This window comes from Halopenitus malekzadehii (genome assembly GCF_900108505.1).
GTDB lineage: Archaea > Halobacteriota > Halobacteria > Halobacteriales > Haloferacaceae > Halopenitus > Halopenitus malekzadehii.
In genome coordinates this window covers 49,258-70,295 of sequence record NZ_FNWU01000001.1, presented here as the reverse complement: position 1 = coordinate 70,295, position 21,038 = coordinate 49,258, and the positions used below count along the sequence as shown (strand labels likewise).

Annotated in this window: 22 protein-coding genes; 12 read left to right on the top strand and 10 right to left on the bottom strand. The window is 64.9% G+C overall.

The window, feature by feature from the left end; all coding sequences use genetic code 11:
- Positions 1-245: 245 nt before the first annotated feature.
- The 6 genes from BLW38_RS00375 to BLW38_RS00350 all read left to right on the top strand — a co-directional run bounded on the left by BLW38_RS00375 (position 246) and on the right by BLW38_RS00350 (position 4,934).
- A complete protein-coding gene (locus tag BLW38_RS00375; protein ID WP_092812747.1) occupies positions 246-584 on the top strand; it encodes a DUF7855 family protein in 339 nt (112 codons plus the stop codon).
- Positions 568-1,701, top strand: coding sequence for a DUF7856 family protein (locus BLW38_RS16905; protein ID WP_092812744.1), 1,134 nt, complete (start codon positions 568-570; stop codon positions 1,699-1,701). Before BLW38_RS00375 ends, BLW38_RS16905 begins: the two co-directional genes overlap by 17 nt.
- A 175-nt stretch (positions 1,702-1,876) precedes the next feature.
- Positions 1,877-2,758, top strand: a complete 882-nt coding sequence (locus BLW38_RS00365; protein ID WP_092812741.1) for a DUF7857 domain-containing protein — start codon at positions 1,877-1,879, stop codon at positions 2,756-2,758.
- The gene (locus BLW38_RS00360; protein ID WP_092812738.1) at positions 2,755-3,486 is read left to right on the top strand and encodes a MinD/ParA family ATP-binding protein; all 732 of its coding nucleotides are present in this window, start codon (positions 2,755-2,757) and stop codon (positions 3,484-3,486) included. Before BLW38_RS00365 ends, BLW38_RS00360 begins: the two co-directional genes overlap by 4 nt.
- Positions 3,487-3,514: 28 nt before the next feature.
- Positions 3,515-4,240: an ABC transporter ATP-binding protein gene (locus tag BLW38_RS00355; protein WP_092812735.1), complete on the top strand. Its 726-nt coding sequence runs from the start codon at positions 3,515-3,517 to the stop codon at positions 4,238-4,240.
- A 1-nt stretch (position 4,241) separates the two neighbouring features.
- The gene (locus BLW38_RS00350; protein ID WP_092812732.1) at positions 4,242-4,934 is read left to right on the top strand and encodes an ABC transporter ATP-binding protein; all 693 of its coding nucleotides are present in this window, start codon (positions 4,242-4,244) and stop codon (positions 4,932-4,934) included.
- Positions 4,935-5,159: 225 nt separating this feature from the next.
- On the opposite strand, the gene BLW38_RS00345 is transcribed toward BLW38_RS00350, so the two are convergent.
- The 3 genes from BLW38_RS00345 to BLW38_RS00335 all read right to left on the bottom strand — a co-directional run bounded on the left by BLW38_RS00345 (position 5,160) and on the right by BLW38_RS00335 (position 8,568).
- Positions 5,160-6,179, bottom strand: a complete 1,020-nt coding sequence (locus BLW38_RS00345; RefSeq protein ID WP_092812727.1) for a branched-chain amino acid ABC transporter permease — start codon at positions 6,177-6,179, stop codon at positions 5,160-5,162.
- Positions 6,176-7,039 (bottom strand): branched-chain amino acid ABC transporter permease, encoded by an 864-nt coding sequence (locus tag BLW38_RS00340; RefSeq protein WP_092812724.1) that lies wholly within the window; start codon positions 7,037-7,039, stop codon positions 6,176-6,178. The genes BLW38_RS00345 and BLW38_RS00340 overlap by 4 nt, the downstream gene beginning before the upstream one ends.
- A 278-nt stretch (positions 7,040-7,317) precedes the next feature.
- Positions 7,318-8,568 carry a substrate-binding domain-containing protein gene (locus BLW38_RS00335; RefSeq protein WP_092812721.1) on the bottom strand — a complete coding sequence of 417 codons (1,251 nt, stop codon included), beginning with the start codon at positions 8,566-8,568 and terminating at the stop codon, positions 7,318-7,320.
- Positions 8,569-8,844: 276 nt separating this feature from the next.
- On the opposite strand from BLW38_RS00335, the gene BLW38_RS00330 reads away from it, so the two are divergent.
- Positions 8,845-9,693: a hypothetical protein gene (locus BLW38_RS00330; protein WP_092812718.1), complete on the top strand. Its 849-nt coding sequence runs from the start codon at positions 8,845-8,847 to the stop codon at positions 9,691-9,693.
- Between the two features lie 222 nt (positions 9,694-9,915).
- On the opposite strand, the gene BLW38_RS15615 is transcribed toward BLW38_RS00330, so the two are convergent.
- The gene (locus BLW38_RS15615) at positions 9,916-10,137 is read right to left on the bottom strand and encodes a hypothetical protein (RefSeq protein WP_143040775.1); all 222 of its coding nucleotides are present in this window, start codon (positions 10,135-10,137) and stop codon (positions 9,916-9,918) included.
- A gap of 178 nt (positions 10,138-10,315) precedes the next feature.
- Positions 10,316-11,359: an ATP-binding protein gene (locus tag BLW38_RS00320; RefSeq protein WP_245710013.1), complete on the bottom strand. Its 1,044-nt coding sequence runs from the start codon at positions 11,357-11,359 to the stop codon at positions 10,316-10,318.
- Positions 11,360-11,571: 212 nt separating this feature from the next.
- Here BLW38_RS00320 and BLW38_RS00315 point away from each other — a divergent pair, with 212 nt between their 5' ends.
- Positions 11,572-12,048, top strand: a complete 477-nt coding sequence (locus tag BLW38_RS00315) for an Ig-like domain-containing protein (protein WP_092812712.1) — start codon at positions 11,572-11,574, stop codon at positions 12,046-12,048.
- An 81-nt stretch (positions 12,049-12,129) separates the two neighbouring features.
- On the opposite strand, the gene BLW38_RS00310 is transcribed toward BLW38_RS00315, so the two are convergent.
- From BLW38_RS00310 to BLW38_RS00295, 4 genes are all read right to left on the bottom strand, one after another.
- Positions 12,130-12,948 carry a protein-L-isoaspartate O-methyltransferase family protein gene (locus BLW38_RS00310; RefSeq protein WP_092812708.1) on the bottom strand — a complete coding sequence of 273 codons (819 nt, stop codon included), beginning with the start codon at positions 12,946-12,948 and terminating at the stop codon, positions 12,130-12,132.
- An 84-nt stretch (positions 12,949-13,032) separates the two neighbouring features.
- Entirely contained in the window at positions 13,033-13,665 is a 633-nt protein-coding gene (locus BLW38_RS00305) for a protein-L-isoaspartate(D-aspartate) O-methyltransferase (protein WP_092812705.1), read from the bottom strand.
- 134 nt (positions 13,666-13,799) lie between these two features.
- Positions 13,800-14,450, bottom strand: a complete 651-nt coding sequence (locus tag BLW38_RS00300; RefSeq protein WP_092812702.1) for an HVO_0476 family zinc finger protein — start codon at positions 14,448-14,450, stop codon at positions 13,800-13,802.
- A gap of 188 nt (positions 14,451-14,638) precedes the next feature.
- Positions 14,639-15,604 carry an aminopeptidase gene (locus BLW38_RS00295; RefSeq protein ID WP_092815378.1) on the bottom strand — a complete coding sequence of 322 codons (966 nt, stop codon included), beginning with the start codon at positions 15,602-15,604 and terminating at the stop codon, positions 14,639-14,641.
- 154 nt (positions 15,605-15,758) lie between these two features.
- Here BLW38_RS00295 and BLW38_RS00290 point away from each other — a divergent pair, with 154 nt between their 5' ends.
- The 3 genes from BLW38_RS00290 (at position 15,759) to BLW38_RS00280 (ending at position 19,212) form a co-directional block, all read left to right on the top strand.
- A complete protein-coding gene (locus BLW38_RS00290) occupies positions 15,759-16,823 on the top strand; it encodes a type II glyceraldehyde-3-phosphate dehydrogenase (protein WP_092815375.1) in 1,065 nt (354 codons plus the stop codon).
- Positions 16,824-17,079: 256 nt separating this feature from the next.
- A complete protein-coding gene (locus BLW38_RS00285) occupies positions 17,080-18,396 on the top strand; it encodes an RNA-guided endonuclease InsQ/TnpB family protein (RefSeq protein ID WP_092812699.1) in 1,317 nt (438 codons plus the stop codon).
- A 159-nt stretch (positions 18,397-18,555) separates the two neighbouring features.
- Positions 18,556-19,212 carry a GNAT family N-acetyltransferase gene (locus tag BLW38_RS00280; protein WP_092812696.1) on the top strand — a complete coding sequence of 219 codons (657 nt, stop codon included), beginning with the start codon at positions 18,556-18,558 and terminating at the stop codon, positions 19,210-19,212.
- A gap of 5 nt (positions 19,213-19,217) precedes the next feature.
- On the opposite strand, the gene BLW38_RS00275 is transcribed toward BLW38_RS00280, so the two are convergent.
- Positions 19,218-20,432 carry a phosphoglycerate kinase gene (locus BLW38_RS00275; RefSeq protein ID WP_092812693.1) on the bottom strand — a complete coding sequence of 405 codons (1,215 nt, stop codon included), beginning with the start codon at positions 20,430-20,432 and terminating at the stop codon, positions 19,218-19,220.
- Between the two features lie 206 nt (positions 20,433-20,638).
- Between BLW38_RS00275 and BLW38_RS00270 the strand changes: the two genes are divergently transcribed.
- Positions 20,639-21,019, top strand: coding sequence for an Hsp20/alpha crystallin family protein (locus BLW38_RS00270; protein ID WP_092812690.1), 381 nt, complete (start codon positions 20,639-20,641; stop codon positions 21,017-21,019).
- Positions 21,020-21,038 lie beyond the last annotated feature (19 nt).

Below are 21,038 nucleotides of genomic sequence, written 5' to 3'. Positions count from 1 at the left end.
ACCACGGAGCACATTGAGGGTGATGACGGCACCGAAGACGGCGATCGGATCCGGTTCGACGTCGAAAAACTGTGACGCCCGTGGCAACGGCCCTCGGTGAGATCACCCTCCCCGAAGCCGATATGCCCGAACGTGGCTGAGGGGGCCGTCTCAACCGTTGGGAACGGCACGACGTGTTGACCGTGGGCTCGGGTTTTGTATTCTACTATCAATGGATTTAATTTAAAACTATATAATTAGTATTTATGTTGTTGGTGATGGTGTACTCGCGGACGGCACGGACGGCGCTGCGGAACGCGTGTCGATCCCACGAGGACGTGGTGGTACGCCGGTTTGGGCGAGCAGCGGTGCTCGAGGGGACCGCATACGGCGCGTTTCTGGCGTTGCGGTTACGGGCCGCACACGGGGGTGACGTGCAGATCGAACGGACGTCGCCGTTCAACGAGTTCGAGGCGGTGGACGCCGCGGTCCGCGAGGCCGCGACCGCCTACGCGGCACGAGACTCGCCCGCGACGCCGTACGCGAAGTTCGCGGCCGGTACTCGACACCCGGATCCGGAGACGCTGCGTGAACGACCGCTGTGAGTCCCGGGTCGCGACGGTGACGGATCGAACGCGATCCGTGCCGGCGATACGCGTCAGGATCGGCCCGGTCAAGCGGTCGGGCACGGTGGTGGACCTCCGCGACGTGTCGTGGGATCCGATCGGCGGAACCGGTCCGGCGATCGTCGCGGATGGCTCGCCGATCGCTTCGGCAGATCCGGCGAGCAGCGCGGCTACTCCGGCGAGCAACTCGAATGATCCGCGAGTTGAACGGGTGTTGGACCGGATCCGACCCGCAGCGACGGCGGGACGATCCAGGAGGCGGTCCAGGGCGCAGACCGGGGAACGGACCGCGGGATCGGCCAGCCGAGACTCCGGGACCGTCCCGAAAGCGGAGGACGAGACGACCTGTGTCACGATCGCGTGTGTACGGCCGTCGACGTCAACCGCGTTCGATCGAGTCCCGGCGAGACGATCGCTGCGAGGACTCCTCGCAGTCGTGGCACGCGAACGCGGCCACGTCGCCTCGGTCGGGGCGACGCTGGCCGCCCGTCGACGCCGGCTGGAGGAGATGGATCTTCCAGCAGTCGATCTCGCGGAGGCGCGACGGAAGGTCGCATCGGTCGGGGCGGATATTCACGACCTTCGCGAGCGGGCAGCGACGATACGCGGGGAGTTGACAGCCCGTCGGGAGCTCGAAGAGGACCGGGAAGCGGTCCGTGCGGATCTCGAGGCGACGCTGACGGAACTATCGGAGGCGGAGACGGCCCGCATTGCGGCGAAACAGGACCTCGATCGGGCCCGGCGGGCCGCCAGACGCGATCGGGACCGGCGAGAGCGTCGTCTCCGGCTTGAGGACGAAATCGCGAACCTGGAACGGGAGGCCCGCCGTGAACTCGCCGCAGCGGTCCATCCGACGTTTCGATCGACGCTCGAAGGGCTTCCGATCGCGGTGGAGGCCGGATCGCGGCCAGGAGAGTGGTGTGGACCACGGACGATCGCCGATATTGCCGCGATCTCGCTTGCGGGGCGGCGGGCGCCGATCGTCGTGGTTGGTAACCCGGGCGTAGGCACGGAGTCCGACGGAGTGGGGAGAGATGAAGAGGACGACATCGCGACGGCAGCCCTCACGCTTGGCGTCCCGATCGTCCGCCTGTGAGCCGGCTCGATCAGCAGCCCATAGGACGGAACAAGCGTCGCGCGCCGATCGCCCGTCCGTGAAACACCGATCGGATCGCGGCACGGTACCAACGGGATGGATGGCACCGACTCGAACTGGGCGGAGCCGGTCGCGTCGTGCTGACCTTTAGATACGAACGGGCGCCAGACCGGCCATGGACCTCAGGTGGAACGTCGAACGGCGTGGCGGGCTGGCGATCGTGACGTGTCTGTTGTGTAACGACGGCCCGGAGGCGAAGCTGGTTCGGCTCCGAAACGACCTGGACGGCCCGGTGGTGCCACCACGACGTCACGGTGTTCCCGAACCCGGCTGGGACCGTTCGGGGTACACCTGCCATATCGAGGGATCCTCGCGAGTCGGGTTCGGGTACGTCTGTGCGACGGGGTTGGATTCGGAACGTCGACCAATGACGATCGAGTCGGTCGAACCCATCAAGGACGAGGTTGGTCGACGAGACACAGACGGAACGGGGGCGAACGCCGCCGCCGATCGTGCGATCCGGACCCTCGGGGACCATCGGCCGCCGCGAGACTGCGTACCGGGGATCGAGGGCCCTGCGGACCGAGCGGGGGCGGCCGGGACACGGAGGGCATCCGCAGACACGAACGGCGAAGCGGTGTCGACGGCCGAAGGCGGGACGGCGGCCCGGGCGGATGGCTCCGCAAGCACCGACGGCGGAACGATGACGAACGAACCGGTCGACGAGTCGAACGTGGATGACCCGGACCTCGGCCCGAATACGGACGGTGTCGGTTCCGGCCGGGCTCCGGACGGGACGGCCATCGGGACGGTCGAACGCCGGATCGAGACGGTGAGCGCGGAGCTCGACCGACTCACGGTCGTATCGGATGCCGACCTCGAGGCGGCCACCTCCGCCGTGGCCGAGGCGGGCGGTCTGGACGCTCTCGAATCCGACGTGGACCGGATCGCGGCCGAGATCGAGACGCTCGAGACGCTTCGCGACCGGCTGGATGAGGTGATCGACCGCCACGACCGTCTCGACGTCCCGATCACGACCCTTCGGAGGCTCGCGTGATCGTCGCGGTCGTCGGAGGGAAAGGGGGCGTCGGAAAGACGACGATCGCGTACAACCTCGCTGCGGCTTGCGACGGCGTCGTCGTGGATGCGGATCTCGGGATGGCCGACCTGCCGGCACCAACGGGCACGGACCTCCACGACGTGCTTGCCGGACGTGCCGATCCGCGTGACTGCCTCCGGCAGGGACCGGTCACCGTCCTTCCGTGTGGGCGATCGCTTGCGGGGGCGCGAGCGAGCGACCTCACCCGTCTTGGTGACGCGCTGCGGACGATCGAGCGGGAGTGTGGAATCGTCGTGGTCGATTGTCCCGCAGGACGCCGCGCGGATGCCGGCGTTCCACTCGCCGTCGCGGATCGGTGTCTACTCGTCGCCTCACCGCGATCGTTTGCACTTCCGGACGCGATACGGACGCGGGAGCTCGCGCGGGAGCTCGGGACCGGACTGGCGGCGGTCGCGCTCAACCGGCCGGAGGACGTAACGCCGGTTGATCGGATCGCGGATGTGCTCGGGGCACCCGTGGAGCAGCTTCCCGAGGACGTCGCATTGAGTCGATCAGTGATCGAGGAGCGCCCGATCGTCGCCACACAACCCAGAAGCGGAACTACACGGGCAATACTGGCGATCGCGAACCGAGTGACGGCGGGATCGAACGTCGGTATGGGTGCCGGATCGATCGGTGAGGGGAATGCCATCCGACAAAAAATGGCAGTCCTTCACAAGGGTTAAGACGGCCTCGACCCGTCTATGCACAACGATGCTAGAGGTTTCCGACGTCCGCAAGGAGTTCGGCGGACTCGTCGCCGTCGACGACGTCTCATTCGAGATCGACGACGGGGAGATCGTCGGCCTGATCGGGCCGAACGGGGCCGGAAAGACGACCCTGTTCAACACGATAACCCGCGTGTTGACCCCCGAGGAGGGCAGTTCGATCCGGTTCAACGGACAGGACCTCCTCGAAGTCAAGACTCACGAGGTCGCCCAACTGGGGCTTGTCCGGACCTTCCAGATCGTCCGCGTGTTCAACGAGATGACCGTCCTCGAGAACGCCATCGCCGGCGCGACGTTCGGAACGACCGAATCGATCGACCGGGAGACGGCCCGGGATCGGGCGATGGAGTCGCTCGAGTTCCTCGGCCTCGCCGAACACGCTGAGATGGACGCCGGTGCGCTCCCGCTGGCACAGAAGAAACAGCTCGAGATGGCACGCGTGCTCGCCGCGGATCCGAACCTGATCATGCTCGACGAGATCGCCAGCGGGCTCACACCCAACGAGGTGGCCGAACTCTCCGAGAGCATCGAACGGATCCGGGACGAACGAGGTATCTCGGTGTTCTGGATCGAACACATTATGGACGCCATTATGGGAACCGTGGACCGACTGCTCGTCCTCCAGAGCGGCGAGCTGATCGCCGACGGAACTCCGGAAGAGATCCGCGACGACGATGCAGTCGTCGAGGCGTACCTCGGGAGTGCTGTCTGAGATGATCGAGCTCTCCAACATCGACGTCTCCTACGACCGGATGCAGGTCATCTGGGACGTTTCCCTGGAGCTATCCGAGGAGGACACGGTCGTCTCGCTCGTGGGTCCGAACGGCGCCGGAAAATCGACGCTGATGAAGACGATGAGCGGCCTCCATCCCGTCGATTCCGGATCGGTCACCCTGTGGGGCGATGACGTCGCCGATCTCGACCCCGGAGAGATCGTCCAACACGGGTTCGTGCTCGTCTCCGAGGAACGGAACCTCTTCGGGGAGATGTCCGTCCGTGAGAACCTGGAGATGGGTGCCTACAGGCAGCGAGACGACATCGACGCCCGGATCGAGCAGATGTACGACCGGTTCCCGATTCTCGAGGAACGGTCCGAACAGCGTGCCGGATCGCTGAGCGGGGGCGAACAGCAGATGCTGGCGATCGCCCGCGGGCTGATGTCGGAACCGAAGATCCTCGCACTCGACGAGCCGAGCGAAGGACTGGCCCCCCAGATCACTGATCGCGTCTTCGAGATCATCGACGAGATCAGCGACGAGACGACGATCCTCCTCGTCGAACAGCACGTCGATAAGGCGCTCGATCTCGCCGACCGCGCATACCTCCTCGAGAACGGACAGATAGTTCACGAGGACACCGGCCAGGGGATGCTCGAGAGCGACCACGTCAAGGATGCCTACCTCTAGCGCCGTCTCGACGGCCGGATCGGATTTCCGGACCGGGGACGCGAACGAATCTTCTCGGTGTCGATCGATCGGGACCGTCGTGGCCAGACCGTCGATCGGTCCCCGTCATCGAATTCGACGGTGACGGGGGGTGCAAACGGTGACGGAAGTTCGAGGAGAAAGCCTCGCCGTTCACGAACGGTGGCGCCAATTGCGGGGTCGGTGAAACGATTGTGACGGTGACGGTCAGGGGTGGCCGTCGCTCGTGCCGGCTGACGGCGGCTCATTCCCATCACGGAGCCGATCGATGGCGTCGGAGAGGACGGGCATCATTCCCTCACGGAAATAGAGGAACAGAACGATCAGGAGGGCGCCGAAGATCGCCGTTTCCCACTGGCCGACCGGCGAGAGCAGCTCCTCGATGGCGAACACGACGGCGGCGCCGACGACCGGGCCGAACGTGGTACGGATGCCGCCCACGATGAGCATGATCAGCACCATCACGTCGATCGCCGCGAACCCGTAGTCGCCCGGAAGGACGGTCCCCTGGAACTCCGCCATCATGATCCCGCCGAGTCCGATGAGCGCGGCCGCGAGGAACCCCGCGACCGTCTTGTACCGAACCACGTCGATGCCGATGGAGGCGGCGGCGAGGTCGTCCTCGCGGATCGCCTCGAAGGCGAGGCCGTACTTGCCCGCGATCAGGCGGACGTAGACCAACTGCGCGAGAACGACGAACAGGATGAGAAGATACGAGAGAACCGCGAACCGGTTTACGCCGAGCATCGAGCCGATCGAATCGAGCCCGAGCCCGCCGAACGAGTAGCCGGTGCTCCCGCCGGTGATGCTGCGAAGCCCGACGTACGCCTCAGTCAGGGCCAACTGCAGGTTCAACGTGAGGATCGAGATGAGGATCACGCCCAGATTCCGTTTCGCGGAGACCCAGCTGACGAGAGCACCGAGAACGCCGGAGGCGGCCATCCCGACGGGGATCAGAAGCCACGGAGAGATCCCGAGGACGTCCTGTGAGAGAACAGCCATCACGTAGGCTGCGCCGCCGGCGAGCGCACCCATAAACAGGAACAGCTGGTCGGTGTGGCCGAAGGCGATGTTCAAGCCGATCGCCAACAGCGCAAAGATGAGGAACTGGTTGTACAGCCGGAGATACGTGGTGCTCTCGAGGACGAAAAGCGGGGCAAGGGCCAACACGACGGCCATCACGCCCGTCCACGTGCGTTCCGTCCGCGGAAGCGGTAGCGACGTCATTCTCCCACCACCGGTCGAACCAGAAGGATGATCACTGCGGTCATAAACAGGATGATGCTCGCGAGATACGCGCCGATGAAGAAGTTCGCGTACGTCGCGACGATCCCGAGCAGAATCCCCGCGATGGCGGTTCCCTCGATGCTTCGGATGCCGCCGACGATCGAGACGATCAGCGCGAAGATCGTGAACTGAAAGCCGCTCGTGACTCCAAGGGTCGCGCTCGTGCCGTACACGACGCCGGCGATGCCGGCAACGATAGTCGCAAGAACGAACACGATCGCCCGGATTCGTCGTGGATCGACCCCGATCAGCAGCGCGCCGACCTCGTCCTGGAAGACCGTTCGAGCGGCCTTCCCGAGGAACGTCCCGCGCAGGAACGCAAACAGGGCGACGAGCACCACCGCCGAGACGGCGATGACGAGAAGCGAGGACCCGGGTATCGTGATGCCAATAACGTTGACGCGGGGCAACCCGAGCGAGAGCGAGTATCGCGAGGGGAAGAAGTTGGTCAGCGTTCCCTCAAGCAGGATCGAGAGGCCAAGGGTGACGAAGATCCCCAACAGGATCCGTTCCTCCCCGTCCGAGCGGTACACGAGCGACAGCAGCGTTCGATCGACGGCGACGCCGAGGACCCCGACCAGACCCACGCCGAGGATGAACGCCGGCACCGATCCGAGACCGACTGCCGTCGACAGATAGTGAGCCATCAGCGTGCCGAGGATCGCGAACATTCCGATCGCGAGGTTGAGCACCTCACCCAACCCGAACACGAGCGTGATCCCGACGCCCAGAAGCGCCAGAAACATCCCGTATGCGATCCCGTCGATCCCGACAGCGATCAAAGTGTTAGTTGCTACCATATACTTCTACGCCTATTGCGATGTGGTGTCATCGTATACCTTACGGATTAGTTGTTCGCTCGTGAGTGTGTTCGATCGTCGGCAGACCGCGGCGTGAGGCATCCGGCCGTCGGGACCCGGGCCGATCCGGCGATCGTCGCAGCCGCGTCCAACGGGGCTCGATGGTCTCCAACCCGAATACGGACGTCGCCGAACGCGGAGCCAGGCGTCGCCGAACGCGGTGGCAAGCGTCGCCGAACCCGGGTCCGGAGTCGAGATTCCGGAGATGGTCTCCTGGATCAGTACTCGCGGGCCGGAAGCGGGTCGGAACGGAACACTTCCGAGAGACCCCAGTCACGGTCGGGCGCGTAGTCGGGCGCCTCCGAAGTGAACTCGCTGTAGATCTGAACCTGTCCGTCCGGCTCGCCGCCGTTCGTATACTGGAGTGGTTCGGGGTAGAGGGTCTCGAACTCGATGTCTCGAACCGTCTCAGTGATCGCTGCCGAGGTCGCCTCGCCGGCCTCCTCGATCGCCGCCGCGATCAGGTGTGCGGTAACGTAGCCGTAACTGTGGTGCGTATCGAAGTCCTGCTCCGGGAATTCCTCCGAGAACCCCTCGGCGATACCGACGTACTCCTCGGTGGTGTAATCGGACATGTGGTAGTGGAGATACGCCTCCTGGGCGAGATCGCCGAGCGCGCCCTGGATAACCCCGGGCGGGAATCCGGAGCCGGAGACGACATCCGGATCGAGACCGATGTCGAACGCCTGCTGGGTGATCGTGAAGTTGCCCGGCGGGTGGCCGGTCGCGTTCAGGAACTCGATGTCCTCGTCGAAGCTCCGCAGATAGGGCCGGAAGTCGGACGTGCCGACCGGTGCGACCTCGATCTGGACGTCGCCGCCGAACTGCTCCTCCATGGCGGCCTGGATCGATCGCCCCCACGCGTAGTCGCCGACGATCGCGCCGATGTTCTCGTAGCCACGTTCCTCAATGAGCTGCGACTGCGCGATCATCGTGTTCGACGCGGGCAAGAGACCGACGCGGAACGAGTGCTGACGCTGGTCGTTGATCGCCGCGTCGGCGCCCGCCATATGGAGGAAGTTCGGAACTTCAAGCTCCTGGGCGGTGTCCGACGTTCGGATCCCAACATCGCTCGAAACGGCGCCGGTGATCGCCACCGCGTCGTCCTGCTCGACGAACTCCCGGAAGTAGCTGTCCGCCTGCGAGGGATCGCTTGCCGTGTCGTTTGAGACGACCTCCAGATCGCGGTCGAGAACCCCGCCGTCGGCGTTGATCTCCTGTATACCGTACTCAAGACCGGCCTGGTGGGCCTGTCCCCAGGGACCGAAGTTCCCGGACAGGGGCTGAATGGCGCCGATCACTATCGGGTCATCGGAACCGCCGCCGTTTCCATTACCGTTGCCACCGCCGTTTCCGTTCCCGCCACCGTTTCCGTTCCCGCCACCGTTTCCGTTCCCGCCGATACAGCCTGCGAGGACGGTTACGCTCGTTGCACTGCCGCTTGCCTTCAGGAAGGTTCGTCTGTCCATAGATACCTACTGCCAGTAGGCATCTATGACGGTTTTAAACTATCGGTATATATGTTGCTTAACATATTACACCGGAGCCGTCAGGCGGTAGTCAGACGGTAGGAGCATCGACGTGACCGAGTCAAACGACCTGGACGCAAACCCCGATCGGGAACTTTCGAAAAAGTGACTTCCGATCGCCACGATGGAGAGGATCGAGAAAGAAGGTGCCGCCGGCATTCCCGATCCGCGAGAGGGAAAGTAACCGTTATACGCCGGGTGGCCTATGCTGGAACTATGCAACGACGCGCTGTAGCCGTGTACGCCGTGCTCTTCCTGCTGGTGGGCGCGGCAGCGGGCACACTTACGGCGACTGCGGACGCTCCGGAGGTCTCGTTCGATAACCCGGCGTTCGAGGGCGGTGCGAGTGACTCCTTCGAGTACAACGGGACGACGTACACCGTCACCGAGGTAACCGAGGAAACGTCGGAGAGCCACGGGGCAACGACCACGACACTGGTTGGAACGATCGAGTGGAATCGAACAGTCGAGGAGTCGGCGACGTGGGCGAACGACTCGACCGTGACCTACGACGGAAACGACTGGCGCGTCGTGATCGACGGCGAGGACCCCGACACAGTCACGCTACAGGACCAGCTCGATCGGACGGCGATCCTGCAGAACGATTCGGCCGCCGACAACGAGACCGTCCAGAGCGACGGCGAGGAATACGTCGTGGTTCGCGACGAAAATGGGTCCGCGACGCTCGTCCCGGCCGAGGAGTACTTCCCCGAGCCCGAGGAGCGACGGATCTCGGAGGGTGAAACGATATCGTACGACGGTCACGACGCGACCGTTGGAAACGTTACCACGAGCGAGGCCACGCTTCAGTGGGAAATCGTCGAGACGGCCTCAGCAGAACTGAGCCAACAGGGAACGGTGACGCTTGATGGGACCGACTTCATCGTGATCTTCCAGGACAGCTCGACCGTCTCGCTGTCGAACGATATGGAGTCCTACGAGGCACAGCAAGCCCAGATCGACCAGTTCGAACAGCGAATGTCCGGCTTGACCCGGGTTCAGTGGGTCTCGATCGGCCTCGTGGTGTTCCTGATCGCGTTCGCGTTTATGCCGTCCCGGTACTGAAAACGCGTTCGGAGGAAGGGCCGGGTCCGCCGGCCGGGCCAGCCCACGGCCCGTATTCGGATCGAATCGGATCAGATCGGATCGGTTCCACGCAGCGCTCATCCGTCGCGTCACCGATCGTTGTTTTCGATCGCGCTCCCGGATCGCCGTGTCTCGAAACCTCGGTCTCCCGGCTCCCACTTATCGCAATCCCGATCCCGCTTATCGCAATCCCGATCCCGCTTATCGCAACAGCGAAACCACGCCGACGATCACGGCAACCACGACGAGCGTGGCGAGAGAGAATCCGGCCGCGAGCCGCGGAAACGCGAGCCACAGCGCGATGAAAAACGAGAACGCAAACCCGAACAAGAGCGCGATCAGAACGCCGCGGAACGGGTTCTGAACCGCCGCGACGAACACTCGCTGTGGGAGCGTCAATTCGTCAAGTTGAATCTCCGACATATCGGTGGCCTCGGATCGACGATCGGTGTCACGACGATCCTGAGAACGCCGATCCCGGGCATAGGGATCGGACTGATCGTGGTCACCGTCCGTGCCGTCGGGCCGGTCAGCCGCATCCGGATCGGCGCCATCTGTCTCGGCGGTCACGCTCGCCCCTACGTGGGTGAGACGCCTGTACCTACCGATCGCTGACGGACGGACTCGCGCCGCCGTGGTCGGTGCGGCGTTCACGGATCCGGACCGTCTGTGCGTCCTCGGTGGCGTCGTCCACGACCAGTGCACGACCGACGCCGGCAGGCACGGTGCGAGCGAGATCGGTCGCGAGGTAGGTCGGCTGGGCGGTCGAGAGCGCCTCAACGTCCCGTTCGTCGGTCAACCGGTGGGCAATAACGAGATCCGACTGGGAGACCGTGACGGGCGGAAGCGCGCTCGGACGCTGTGTCGCACAGACGACGCTCACGCCGGGCGCCCGACCACGGGTATACAGCGTTCGAAAGGCGTCGGCGGCGATCCCGTCGAGGAACGCGTGTGCCTCATCGACGAGCAACCACGGGAATACGTCGGTAGCGGCGTTGACACAGTGGTCGTAGATCCCGCGCGCGATCGCGTAGCCGATGGCGTCCAGCGCGGTCGGCGGCAGCGACCGACAATCGATCACGGTCGGACCACCGCCGACGATCGTGTCGATCGACGGCGCATCGGTGTCGAAGACGTCCCACGCCGCGAGCAAGTCGAGGTGGTTTCGCACGGTTCGGCTCGTCTCCACGGGTACGTCAGCGTCGGTTACGGCCCGCCGGATCGCGGGGATCGACACCGGTCCCGGCTCGTCCGCGACCGTTTCAACGATCCGCCAGAGAAGGCTCCCGGGCGGCTGATCGGGATCGAGGCGCGCGATCGCGGGCCAGCGATCCGGCGGCAACGAGTCCGGGTGGATCGACGCCGTAAGCACCCGGCCACCCGGGAGCGCAGCGAGGCCGTCGAAGGCACCCATCGGATCGAGAACGACCGGCGACACGCCGGCCGTCATCGCGATCTCCTCGGCGAGGACGCCGAGCGTGTAGGACTTGCCGGTGCCGCGTTTCCCGACCAGCACTCCGGCGTGTGGCCCATCGAGGTCGATCCCGACCGGAGCACCCGCGCTCCCGTCACGGGCGAGGAACGCACCGAGATGAGCGCGTGGCCCGCCCGTTCCCGGTTCCCGACCGAGTACGTACGGTGCCACGTCCGCCGGTGTCGCAGTCGAGCGTGTGTCCTCCGACGGTGCCGTATCCAGCCGTGGAGCCTGTGACGAGGAGTACGTGTGCGTCCCGGAAACACCAGTACGGCCGCACACGTCGGTCGATTCGCCGTGATCGAACATTACGGTCGGTGTGTCGCCATCATATGAAAACCGGAGGGCGAGTGTTTATATACGAATCCGGGACCAGACGGCCTATGATCGAAACCGCCGGGTCAGCGATCCGAAACGGGCTCGATGATCTCCGACGTGACGAACGAGCGATCGAGGGGTTACCGATCCGCCTCGTCATCGCGCTCGTCGTCGGCGTCGCGAGCTTGAGCGTGATGATGAGTATGGTGAGTGGGATCGAGGGCCTGGCGGTGATCGAGCTGGACGTCCAGCCGGAACCCGAGGTGACGACGCCGGGTGAACAGGAGATCGCGTTCACCGTCGTCGATCCCGACGGGCAACCGGTTGCCGATGCAACCGTCGTGGTTCGTGGAGAGACCGCTCGGATCGATTCGGTGGCGACCGCACGAACCGACGCGTCCGGCACCGCGACCGTAACCGTCGATCCGAGGCTCGGGCCCAACCAGGCCGATGGAACCCTCGTCGTCGACGTCAAGCCGCCAGCTGGCAGCGAATACACCGACGATCGCGAGAACACGAACGTGCTGGTGGTGCGGGAATGACCGGTCCAAGCAGCCGGCGGACGGAAACGATGACGGATGTCAGTGAACGGAACGGTGACGGAGCAGTGACGGGAGAGACGGTCACCGGAGATCGTCCCAATCGACCCAGTCCTGTTCCCACCCCTGCCGGGAGGCGGCGTTGGTGACGGCGCGTTCGGCGTCCTCACGACGGGTGCGGTTGCGCTCGATCGGGCCGCGTTCGCCGTCGGCAAGCATCGGTTGTAGCCGAACGGGACCCGCCCGTTCACGGACGCGGTAGCCGCCACGGCGGCCGGCGGACGGGGACGTCGGCGAAGCAGGCCGGTCCGATCTGTCGACGCCGCCGGCGTCGACGCCACCCCCTGCCTCGGGTTCGACGGCAAGCAGCGTCTGCTCACCGGTCCCGTTGGGGAAGACCAACCGGCCATCGGGGTCGAGCTGCTCGATCAGGGCGCGTGGCGGGTCGGCGACGGCGGCCTCGAGGAGGATCCGGTCGAACGGCGCGTACTCGGGGAGACCGGTCGACCCGTTCCGCCGATCGACCAGCACGGCGTCGTAGCCGGCCGCCGAGAGGTTCGACCGCGCCACGTGAACGATCTCCCGGTCGATGTCGATCGCGTGGACGTGGCGCGCGCCGACGATCTCCGCAAGCACCGCCGCTGTGTAGCCGACGCCGGCGCCGACGACGAGGGTTTCCTCGTCGGGTGAGGGATCGAGGGCGGCGATCATCCGGACGACCGTCGAGGGCGCAAGCGTTCGCGTGCCGTGTTCGCGACCGGCGCGATCATCGTACGGGGACTCCGAGACGAACGTTTCGCGGGGCACACGCTGCAGCGCGGTGAGTACCCGCTCATCGAGCGGCCGATCGAGGCGGTGTTCGAGGCGCTCGATCATGTCCGCCCGCAACGTCGTCTCGTCCATACTCGACGGTCGGGCGTGGGTCGTAATGAACCGCACGCTCGACGGCGGGGCATACGGACGTCGAACCGCAGCGATCCGGGTCCGTCAGCCGACCATCGGGACGAACCGAACCCCGCCGTGTCGCTCACGGTCGAGGTCGTCCGACTGGACGGTGACCCGGATCAACTCCTGATCGCCTCGTCGACCGACCGGGCCGACGATCCGCCCGCCGAGACGTGTCTGCTCGATGATCGCGTTCGGGATTCCCTCGGCGGCGGCACAGGTGAGGGAGGCGGCGTCGTACGGTGCGTACTCCGGCCACCCGTCCCGACCGTCGCTGACGCGAACGTCGACGGCGGCGTACCCAAGCCGATCGAGTCGCTCACGGGCGGCGACGGCGAGCGCATCGACGTACTCGACACTGTAGACGTGTCCGGATTCGCCGACGAGTTCCGCGATGACGGCGGCGTGGTACCCACAACCGGTCCCGATTTCGAGCACGCGATCGCCCGTCGAAACGTCGAGGAGGTCAGCCATCAGCGCGACCATATGCGGCGCACTTATCGTCTGGTTCGACCCGATCGGTAAGGGACGGTCGGCATAGGCGCGTTCGACGGTGGCGTCGGGGACGAATTCGTGGCGGGGGACGGACCCGATCGCGGCGAGAACGGCCTCGTCGACGTCCAGCCGCTCCCGGAGTCGCTCGACCAAGCGATCGCGAGCGTCGCTGAGTGACATATGGTACCATAAAACAGAGAGAATCCTGAAAGCTGTGGTCCCACAAGAATCCCGTCTATCGAGGAGAACATCAGTCGATCAGCCGGCTGGATCTACCTGGTCGGCGGGATCACGGAGATCAAAGCCGAGGCAGCTCACCAGGCCGACCAGGCCGTCGAGGTCTCATCGCGCGCGTACAGGCGCTTGACGTCCTTCGCGAAGGCGATGTCGCCCTTGTGATCGAGTTTGTCGAACCGATAGTCGGGAGCGTTCTCACGGATCTGGACGCCCTCGACGGTGAATTCCTCGTCCCCGAACGTCTCGGTCTCGCCGATCTCGAACTCGTAATCGCCCGGAACGGCGACCGAGAGGGGGCGCGTTCGGTCGCGGTTGCCGTCCGACGGATGGAGCGTCACCTTTACCGAGACGTTGTCGACCGCGCGAGTCCACAGCGTCTGGATGTCCTCGGCATCGGCCTCTTCGACACGTTCCTCGGGGCCGACCTCGATATCGGTCACCCGGGCCTGCAACAGTGCCTCCGGAGAGTCGACGACAAACTCGCCGCCGACCTCGGCGTACGTGTCGGCAGGAACCTCCATCGTCGTTGAGAACGACTGATCGTCCTGTGAGACGACGATGTCAATGGATTCCGTCTCCGGCTCCGAGATCTCGGTTTTGTGTGTGTGACCGCAGTCGGTGCACCTGACGGTCGCCTGTCCGCCGGGGCTGAGCACCTCGTGGACCGTCGGCTCGCCCGACGAACAGGACGGGCAGACGAGACCGACGCGTTCGCGTGTATCGCTCATTGGTGGCGTTATCCCGTCGACGCGTAAAAACCCGCGTGTGTCGGGCGGCGCGTGTGGGTGACTCGCGCGTGCGTCGGGAAGGAATGCTGACCGGACGAACACCGGCTGGACGATCAGCCCCGGAGGCACATCGGAGAGTGATGCCGCGACGGACGGTCGAGGGGCGGACGCCCATTCATTGCTCGTGCTCAGGCTGATGGGAGGTCGATCGCCTCGCCGTCGACGTACACCGTGGGGTCCCGCAGGATCCCGTCGAGATGCAGCGGGGCCTCGGTGTCGCCGCCGATGCTGGCGTCGTCGCCGATCGCGATGTGGACGGTTCCGGCGGCCTTCTCGTCGAGAAGGACCGATCCAACGAGGTCGGTCACGCCGACGTTGGTTCCGATCCCGAGCTCGGCGAGGTTGTACGCGTCCCGGCCGACCGACTCGGCCCCCGCCTCGACCTGCTCACGGATGTCGGAGTCGGAGATGTCGGTGACGAAGCCGTCCTCGACCTCGAAGGTGAGCCGTTCGTCGTCCGCGAGCAGCCCGTGCGGACGCATCGTTCCATCGACAACGTAGGTTCCGTCGGCCGTCTCCGGCGAGACGAACACCTCGCCGGCGGGGAGGTTCGAGAAGTCGCCCGGCTCGTGAACCATCCCGGTGTCGGTGTGCCACTCGCGAGCACCCGGCTCGAACGTGATGTCGGTTCCGGAAGGGGAGGTAACGCGGATCGTGTCGGCGCCGACGACCCGGTCGTGGACTGCGGCGCAGTGATCCGCAATGGCGGCGTAATCGGCATCGAGCCCGGTTACGAACACCGAGTCGGTGATCCCGGGCAGCGTCGCACCGCGGGCGCCGGCGTCACACGCCTCGCTACGTGCACGCGTGTGACTGATGCTCTTGGTCGTCGGCGCGAGGAACGCGTCGGTCGCGGCCATCGCCTCGGCGACGGCCGCGGGGGGCTCGCCGCCGTGTTGCTCGCCCGGCGGATACTGCAGGATCGTCGCGTCGTCGGTCACGTCGCGGGCAGCCGCGTATAGAGCCTCGCCGATCGAGCGGCGCTCGTCGTCGGTGACGATCACGATCGATTCGTCGGCGGCGAGGTTCAGACACTGCCCGACGGCGGTGTCGGCGGCGGTCGCGAGGTCGGCGTCGGTGACGTCGCTCGACATACTCCACGGTGGAACGTCCATCCCGTTAGCGTTTGCCTCTCGCGGTGCCGATATCGATCGGTCGTCGATGACGGCCGATCGGTGGGAACGGCTCCCAACGACCGTCACTGACGGTCTCGTAACGATTATACGGGCCGCGGGCCGACTTCCGGGTATGATCCACGTGGGCGTCAACGGATACGGAACGATCGGAAAACGCGTCGCGGACGCGGTCGCGGCCCAGCCGGACATGACCGTCAGCGGCGTCGCGAAGACCCGCCCGAACTACGAGGCCGAAACCGCGGTTCGACGTGGCTACGACCTCTATGCCGCGATCGATGACCGCGCTGACGCCTTCGCGGATGCCGGCCTCGACGTCGCCGGCGGCTTGGAGGAGCTGATCGAGGCGAGTGACATCGTCGTCGACTGTTGTCCCAGCGACATCGGCCCGAAGAACCGACCCGTTTACGAGGACCGCGACACACCCGCGATCTTCCAGGGCGGCGAGGGCGCCGACATCGCCGACGTCTCCTTCAACGCCCGGTCGAACTTCGAGGACGCCCGCGACGCCGACTACGTCCGCGTGGTCTCGTGTAACACGACCGCCCTCTCGCGGGTCATCGCGCCGCTCGAGGAGGAGTACGGCATCGAGAAGGTGCGAGTCACCCTCGTCCGTCGCAGCGGCGATCCCTCCGAGACGGGTCGCGGACCGGTCAACGACGTGCTTCCGGATCCGGTCTCGATCCCCTCCCACCACGGCCCGGACGTCAACACGATCTTCCCCGACGTCGACATCGACACGCTCGCGTTGAAGGCCCCGACGACGTTGATGCACACCCACAGCCTCAACGTCACCCTCGAATCGGAGCCCGACGAGTCGGCGATCCTGGACCTCCTCGCGGACGAATCACGGATCTTCACGATCCCGGAAACCGCCGACATCGACGGCGCGGGCAAGCTGAAGGACTACGCCCTCGATTCGGGGCGTCCCCGTGGCGATCTCTGGGAGAACTGCGTCTGGGCGGAGTCGGTCGGGATGGAGGGACCGGACCTGTACCTGTTCCAAAACGTCCACCAGGAGTCGGACGTCATCCCGGAGAACATCGACGCGATCCGCGCGATGGTGACCGACGTCGACGCCGCGGCGTCGATCGATCGAACCAACGAGGCGCTGGATGTCGGGCTCGAAAGCCTGTTCGATGCCCACGACGACCGGGAAGCGGTCCCCGTCGACGACTGAGTCCCACCGAAGCCCGATCCCCACCGACGGCGGAGCCGTTCCGACGGTCGAGCTCGGCCTGCAAGTGGCAACCGGTCGGATCGGCGACGTCCCTTTTATACGCTGAGCAGGCGCAATACCACGGCCTTCAGGCCGTGGATACGCGCCGTCACTCAGTGACCCATTCCACCGACTCCGGCAGGGCCGGATATTCCACCGTTCTCAAACCCAATCTTTACAAGAAACATAAGTATAAACGATTATACGGACGTTTAGAATGCTGGAAGTCCACCGCACCCATCGAGCGAAAATCCGCAACCACTCACAGGTCGCGGACTCGTTCGACCGGCACGGATGGTCGGCCAGCAAACTCTGGAACGTCGCCAACTACTACTCCCGAGAAGTCTGGGAGGGGACGGGCGAAATCCCCGACCACGAGGAGTTGAAAGACGAGTTGAAGACTCACACCAAATACAAGGGACTACACAGTCAGTCCAGTCAGCGGGTTCTGGAGGAACTCGCTGAAGCCTTCAACTCATGGTACAACTCCGACGATGACCGGGACAATCCGCCCGGCTACCGCAAACAAAACTACTATGACGACCAAGACCGCCGCGTCCACGAAGAACATCCCCGCAGCACGGTGACGTGGAAGCAAAATGGTATCCGTCACGACACAAAAAACAACCGTGTCCGCCTCTCGAAGGGCGCGAATCACAAGGAACACCCCCGAGCGTGGGAGTACATCCTTGTCGAGTACAAGACGCGACCCGGTGTCGAAGTTGATAACCTGCAACAGGTTCGCGCTGTCTACGACCAGCAGAACGAGCGATGGGAACTCCACCTCGTCTGCAAAGACGAAATCGAGACGCCCACCGCACCCGGCAACGAAACCGCTGGCGTTGACCTCGGCATCTGCAACTTCGCCGCCGTCGCGTACAGCACTGAAGAAGCGGATTTATACCTGGGGAACCGCCTGAAGCAGGACGGCTACTACTTCCCGAAAGAAATCGCCAACTGCGACGACAGCAGTGGTGAACGAGCCACACGTCTCCACGCGAAGTGGTCGGAGCGTCGCACCCATTTCTTCCACAGCCTCGCCAAACATATCGTTCAACGATGTATTGAGAAGGATGTTGGCCGTATCAATGTCGGGGACTTGGAAGGCGTGCGCGAGGACGAGAATGGCGACTCGAAGAACTGGGGTCAGCACGGCAACCTTGATCTACACGGGTGGGCATTCGACCGCTTCACCAACATCCTTGAATACAAGGCGAAGGTTGAGGGTATCGAGGTCGTCGAGGTGTCCGAGCGTGACACAAGCAAGACGTGTTGCGTTTGTGGGAGAGAAGATGAGAGTCAGCGTGTCGAACGCGGCTTGTACGTGTGCGAGGAGTGTGACGCAGCGTTCAACGCTGATGTGAACGGGGCGGAGAACATCCGTCTCAACATCAATGACGAAAGTAACTCCGAGTCTTGGGACAATTTGGACGAAGATAGGAGTACCGGCTGGTTGGCACAGCCCGGAGTCTACCTCTATGACCTCTCCTGCGGATTCCAACCGCAACGAGAAGTGGTAGACTGCAAACCATAATATCCCAACTGCGGTCGGGATTCCTCCACCTTCAGGTGGAGGAGGATGTCAAGATCGGGTCCGAAGATGTTCGCAGTCGCATTAAAGGGCATCCTCCCCGTAGTAGTGAGTGTACAACGAGAACAGCTCGCACACCGCACACGGACCACCCACAGACCCATGACCGATCCCGACGACACCCTCAACCCCGACGACACCCTCGAGTCCGACGTCACCGCCGAATCCAGCCCGGAGGCCGCCTGCTCGTACTGGGCCCCCGACGACTGTGAGGGAACGCCACACTGTCCGCCGCGCTGTCCGCGGTTCGTGGACAAACACGGCACGCCCTGGACGATCCGAGAGGCGACCGAGATGGATCGTGAGGGGGTTCGTGAGATGTACGAGACGTTCACCTCGGCCGAACGGGCCCAGGGGCTCCCGCCGGTCAACGATCGGCAGATCGAGACGTGGCTCGACCGGCTGTTCGACCGAGGACTCAACGTCGTCGCCGTCGGACCGGACGGGATCGCGGGGCACGCGGTGTACACGCCGACGTACGTGGCCGACCCCGAACTCGCGGTCTTCGTTGGACCGGCCTCCCACGGTCGGGGGCTCGGAACCGAGCTGTGCAAACAGATCATCGCCCTCGGTGCGGCGAACGGACGGGAGGCGATCGAGTTGACCGTCGAGCCGTCGAACTCGGTGGCCTGCGGCATCTACCGGCGGCTCGGGTTCGAGGTGGTCGAGCGCAAGGCGCGGGAGATCGAGATGCGACTGCCGCTGTCGACGGCGACGGCGATCGAGGTCCAGTATCCGCCGGCGCTGCGGGCCGAGTGACCGCCTCAGGCAGTTCGTTGCAGCTCCTCGACGGCCGGCAGCGGTTCGCCGGTGAGTGCTCGGATGTAGGCGCCGCCGGCGATCGAGACGTGTGAGAAGTCGTCCTCGTCGAGCCCGTAGAGTTCGATCGCCCGGGAAGTGTCGCCGCCGCCGATCACCGAGAAGCAATCAGTATCGGCGATCGTCTCGAGGACGCCGACGGTGCCGTCGGCGAACTGTTCGTCCTCGAAGACGCCGAGTGCCCCCTTCATAAAGACGGCCGCCGAGTCCCGGATCACGGGGCCGTAGGCGTCGACCGTCGCCGAGCCGATGTCCAGGTACGCGTCGGTTTTCTCCTCGACGTCATCGACATCGATCTCGGTTCGGTTGCCGTTCTCGTCCTCGTAGGCGAGATCGACCGCCAGCTCGATCTCGTCGCCGCGCTCAGAAAGCAGCGTCTCGACGGTCTCGTGGGTTCGGTCCCACTGCTCGTCGAAGAGATCCATCCACTTCAGGTCGTGACCGACCGGATGGCCGGCGGCGCGCAAAAAGAGTTCGCCGGCCACGCCGCCGAGCAGGAACCGGTCGACCTTCCCCTCGAGGGCGTCCATCACGTCGATGACGTCGATCGCCTTCGTCCCGCCGATGATCATCGTCACCTGACCGTCGAACTCGCGGGTCGCGATCGCCGTGTTGGCCTCGTACTCGGCCTCCATCACTCGCCCGGCGTAGGCGGGGAGGACGCGCGGAAAGCCGACGAGGGACGCGTGTGCACGATGGGCCGCCGAGTAGGCATCGTTGACGTAGGCGTCAAAGTACGGTGCGAGCGAGCGGACGAACTCGGTCTCGGCCTTGGTCTCGGGGTCCGCTTCGGGAAGCTCGTCATCGGCCATTCGAACGTTCTCGAGCAGGAGGATCTCACCCGGATCGGTCGCCTCGATCGCCTCGTGGGCGGCCACCCCGTGGGTATCCGCGACGAAGGCGACTTCGCGGCCGACGTGTGATTCGAGCAGATCGGCGTGTCGCTCCAGGGACACGAAGTCGTCGTTGCCGGGCCGTCCCTGGTGGGCCAGACAGACGACCGGATGCCCCCGCTCGGCGAGCTCCCGGACGGTGGCGGCGTGGCGTTTGAACCGCCGGTTGTCCCGCGGTCGTCCGTCCTCGATCGGCGAGTTGAGGTCCAGACGCACCAGCACGCGGGCGTCGCCCGGCAGGTCGTCGAGCGTCTTGAACGGTGCCATACGTGCCCGAACGAAGAGGGCTCACTTAGCCGTGGGGAAACGCACCCGGGGTGACGTGTGTTCACACACGGTGGCGGTGCGTGGCAGTCACGGGACGATCGATTCGCCCGATTCGTCGCCCCAGCGGTGACGATATGCGGCGCAGGGAAACGGCTGAAACCGCGGCTGACAGAAGGCTTATCCGACTCACAGCCCTGCCTTCGCGTATGGACAGAGACGACCGCGACGATCCGTTCGGCGATTTCTTCGAGGAGATCGAACGGATGATGAACCAGATGGCCAACGCGGACGGCGAGCACGCCGACGACGCGGGCTTCGGCACGGAGACGCACGTAGACACGTACGTCGAGGACGACACCGTGCGCCTGGTCGCGGACCTGCCCGGCGTCTCCAAGGAGGACCTCTCGTTGCAGTGTGACGGCGAGACGCTGACGGTGTCGGCCGCCTCCGACCGCCGGGAGTACGACGAGCGCGTCTCGCTTCCGGTCCGCGTCGACGAGCGGTCGGCGTCCGCGACGTTCAACAACGGGATTCTCGAAGTGACCTTCGACCGTGCGGACGACTCGGCGTCGATCGACGTCGCGTGAGGTGAGGCGGGAAGCCAGC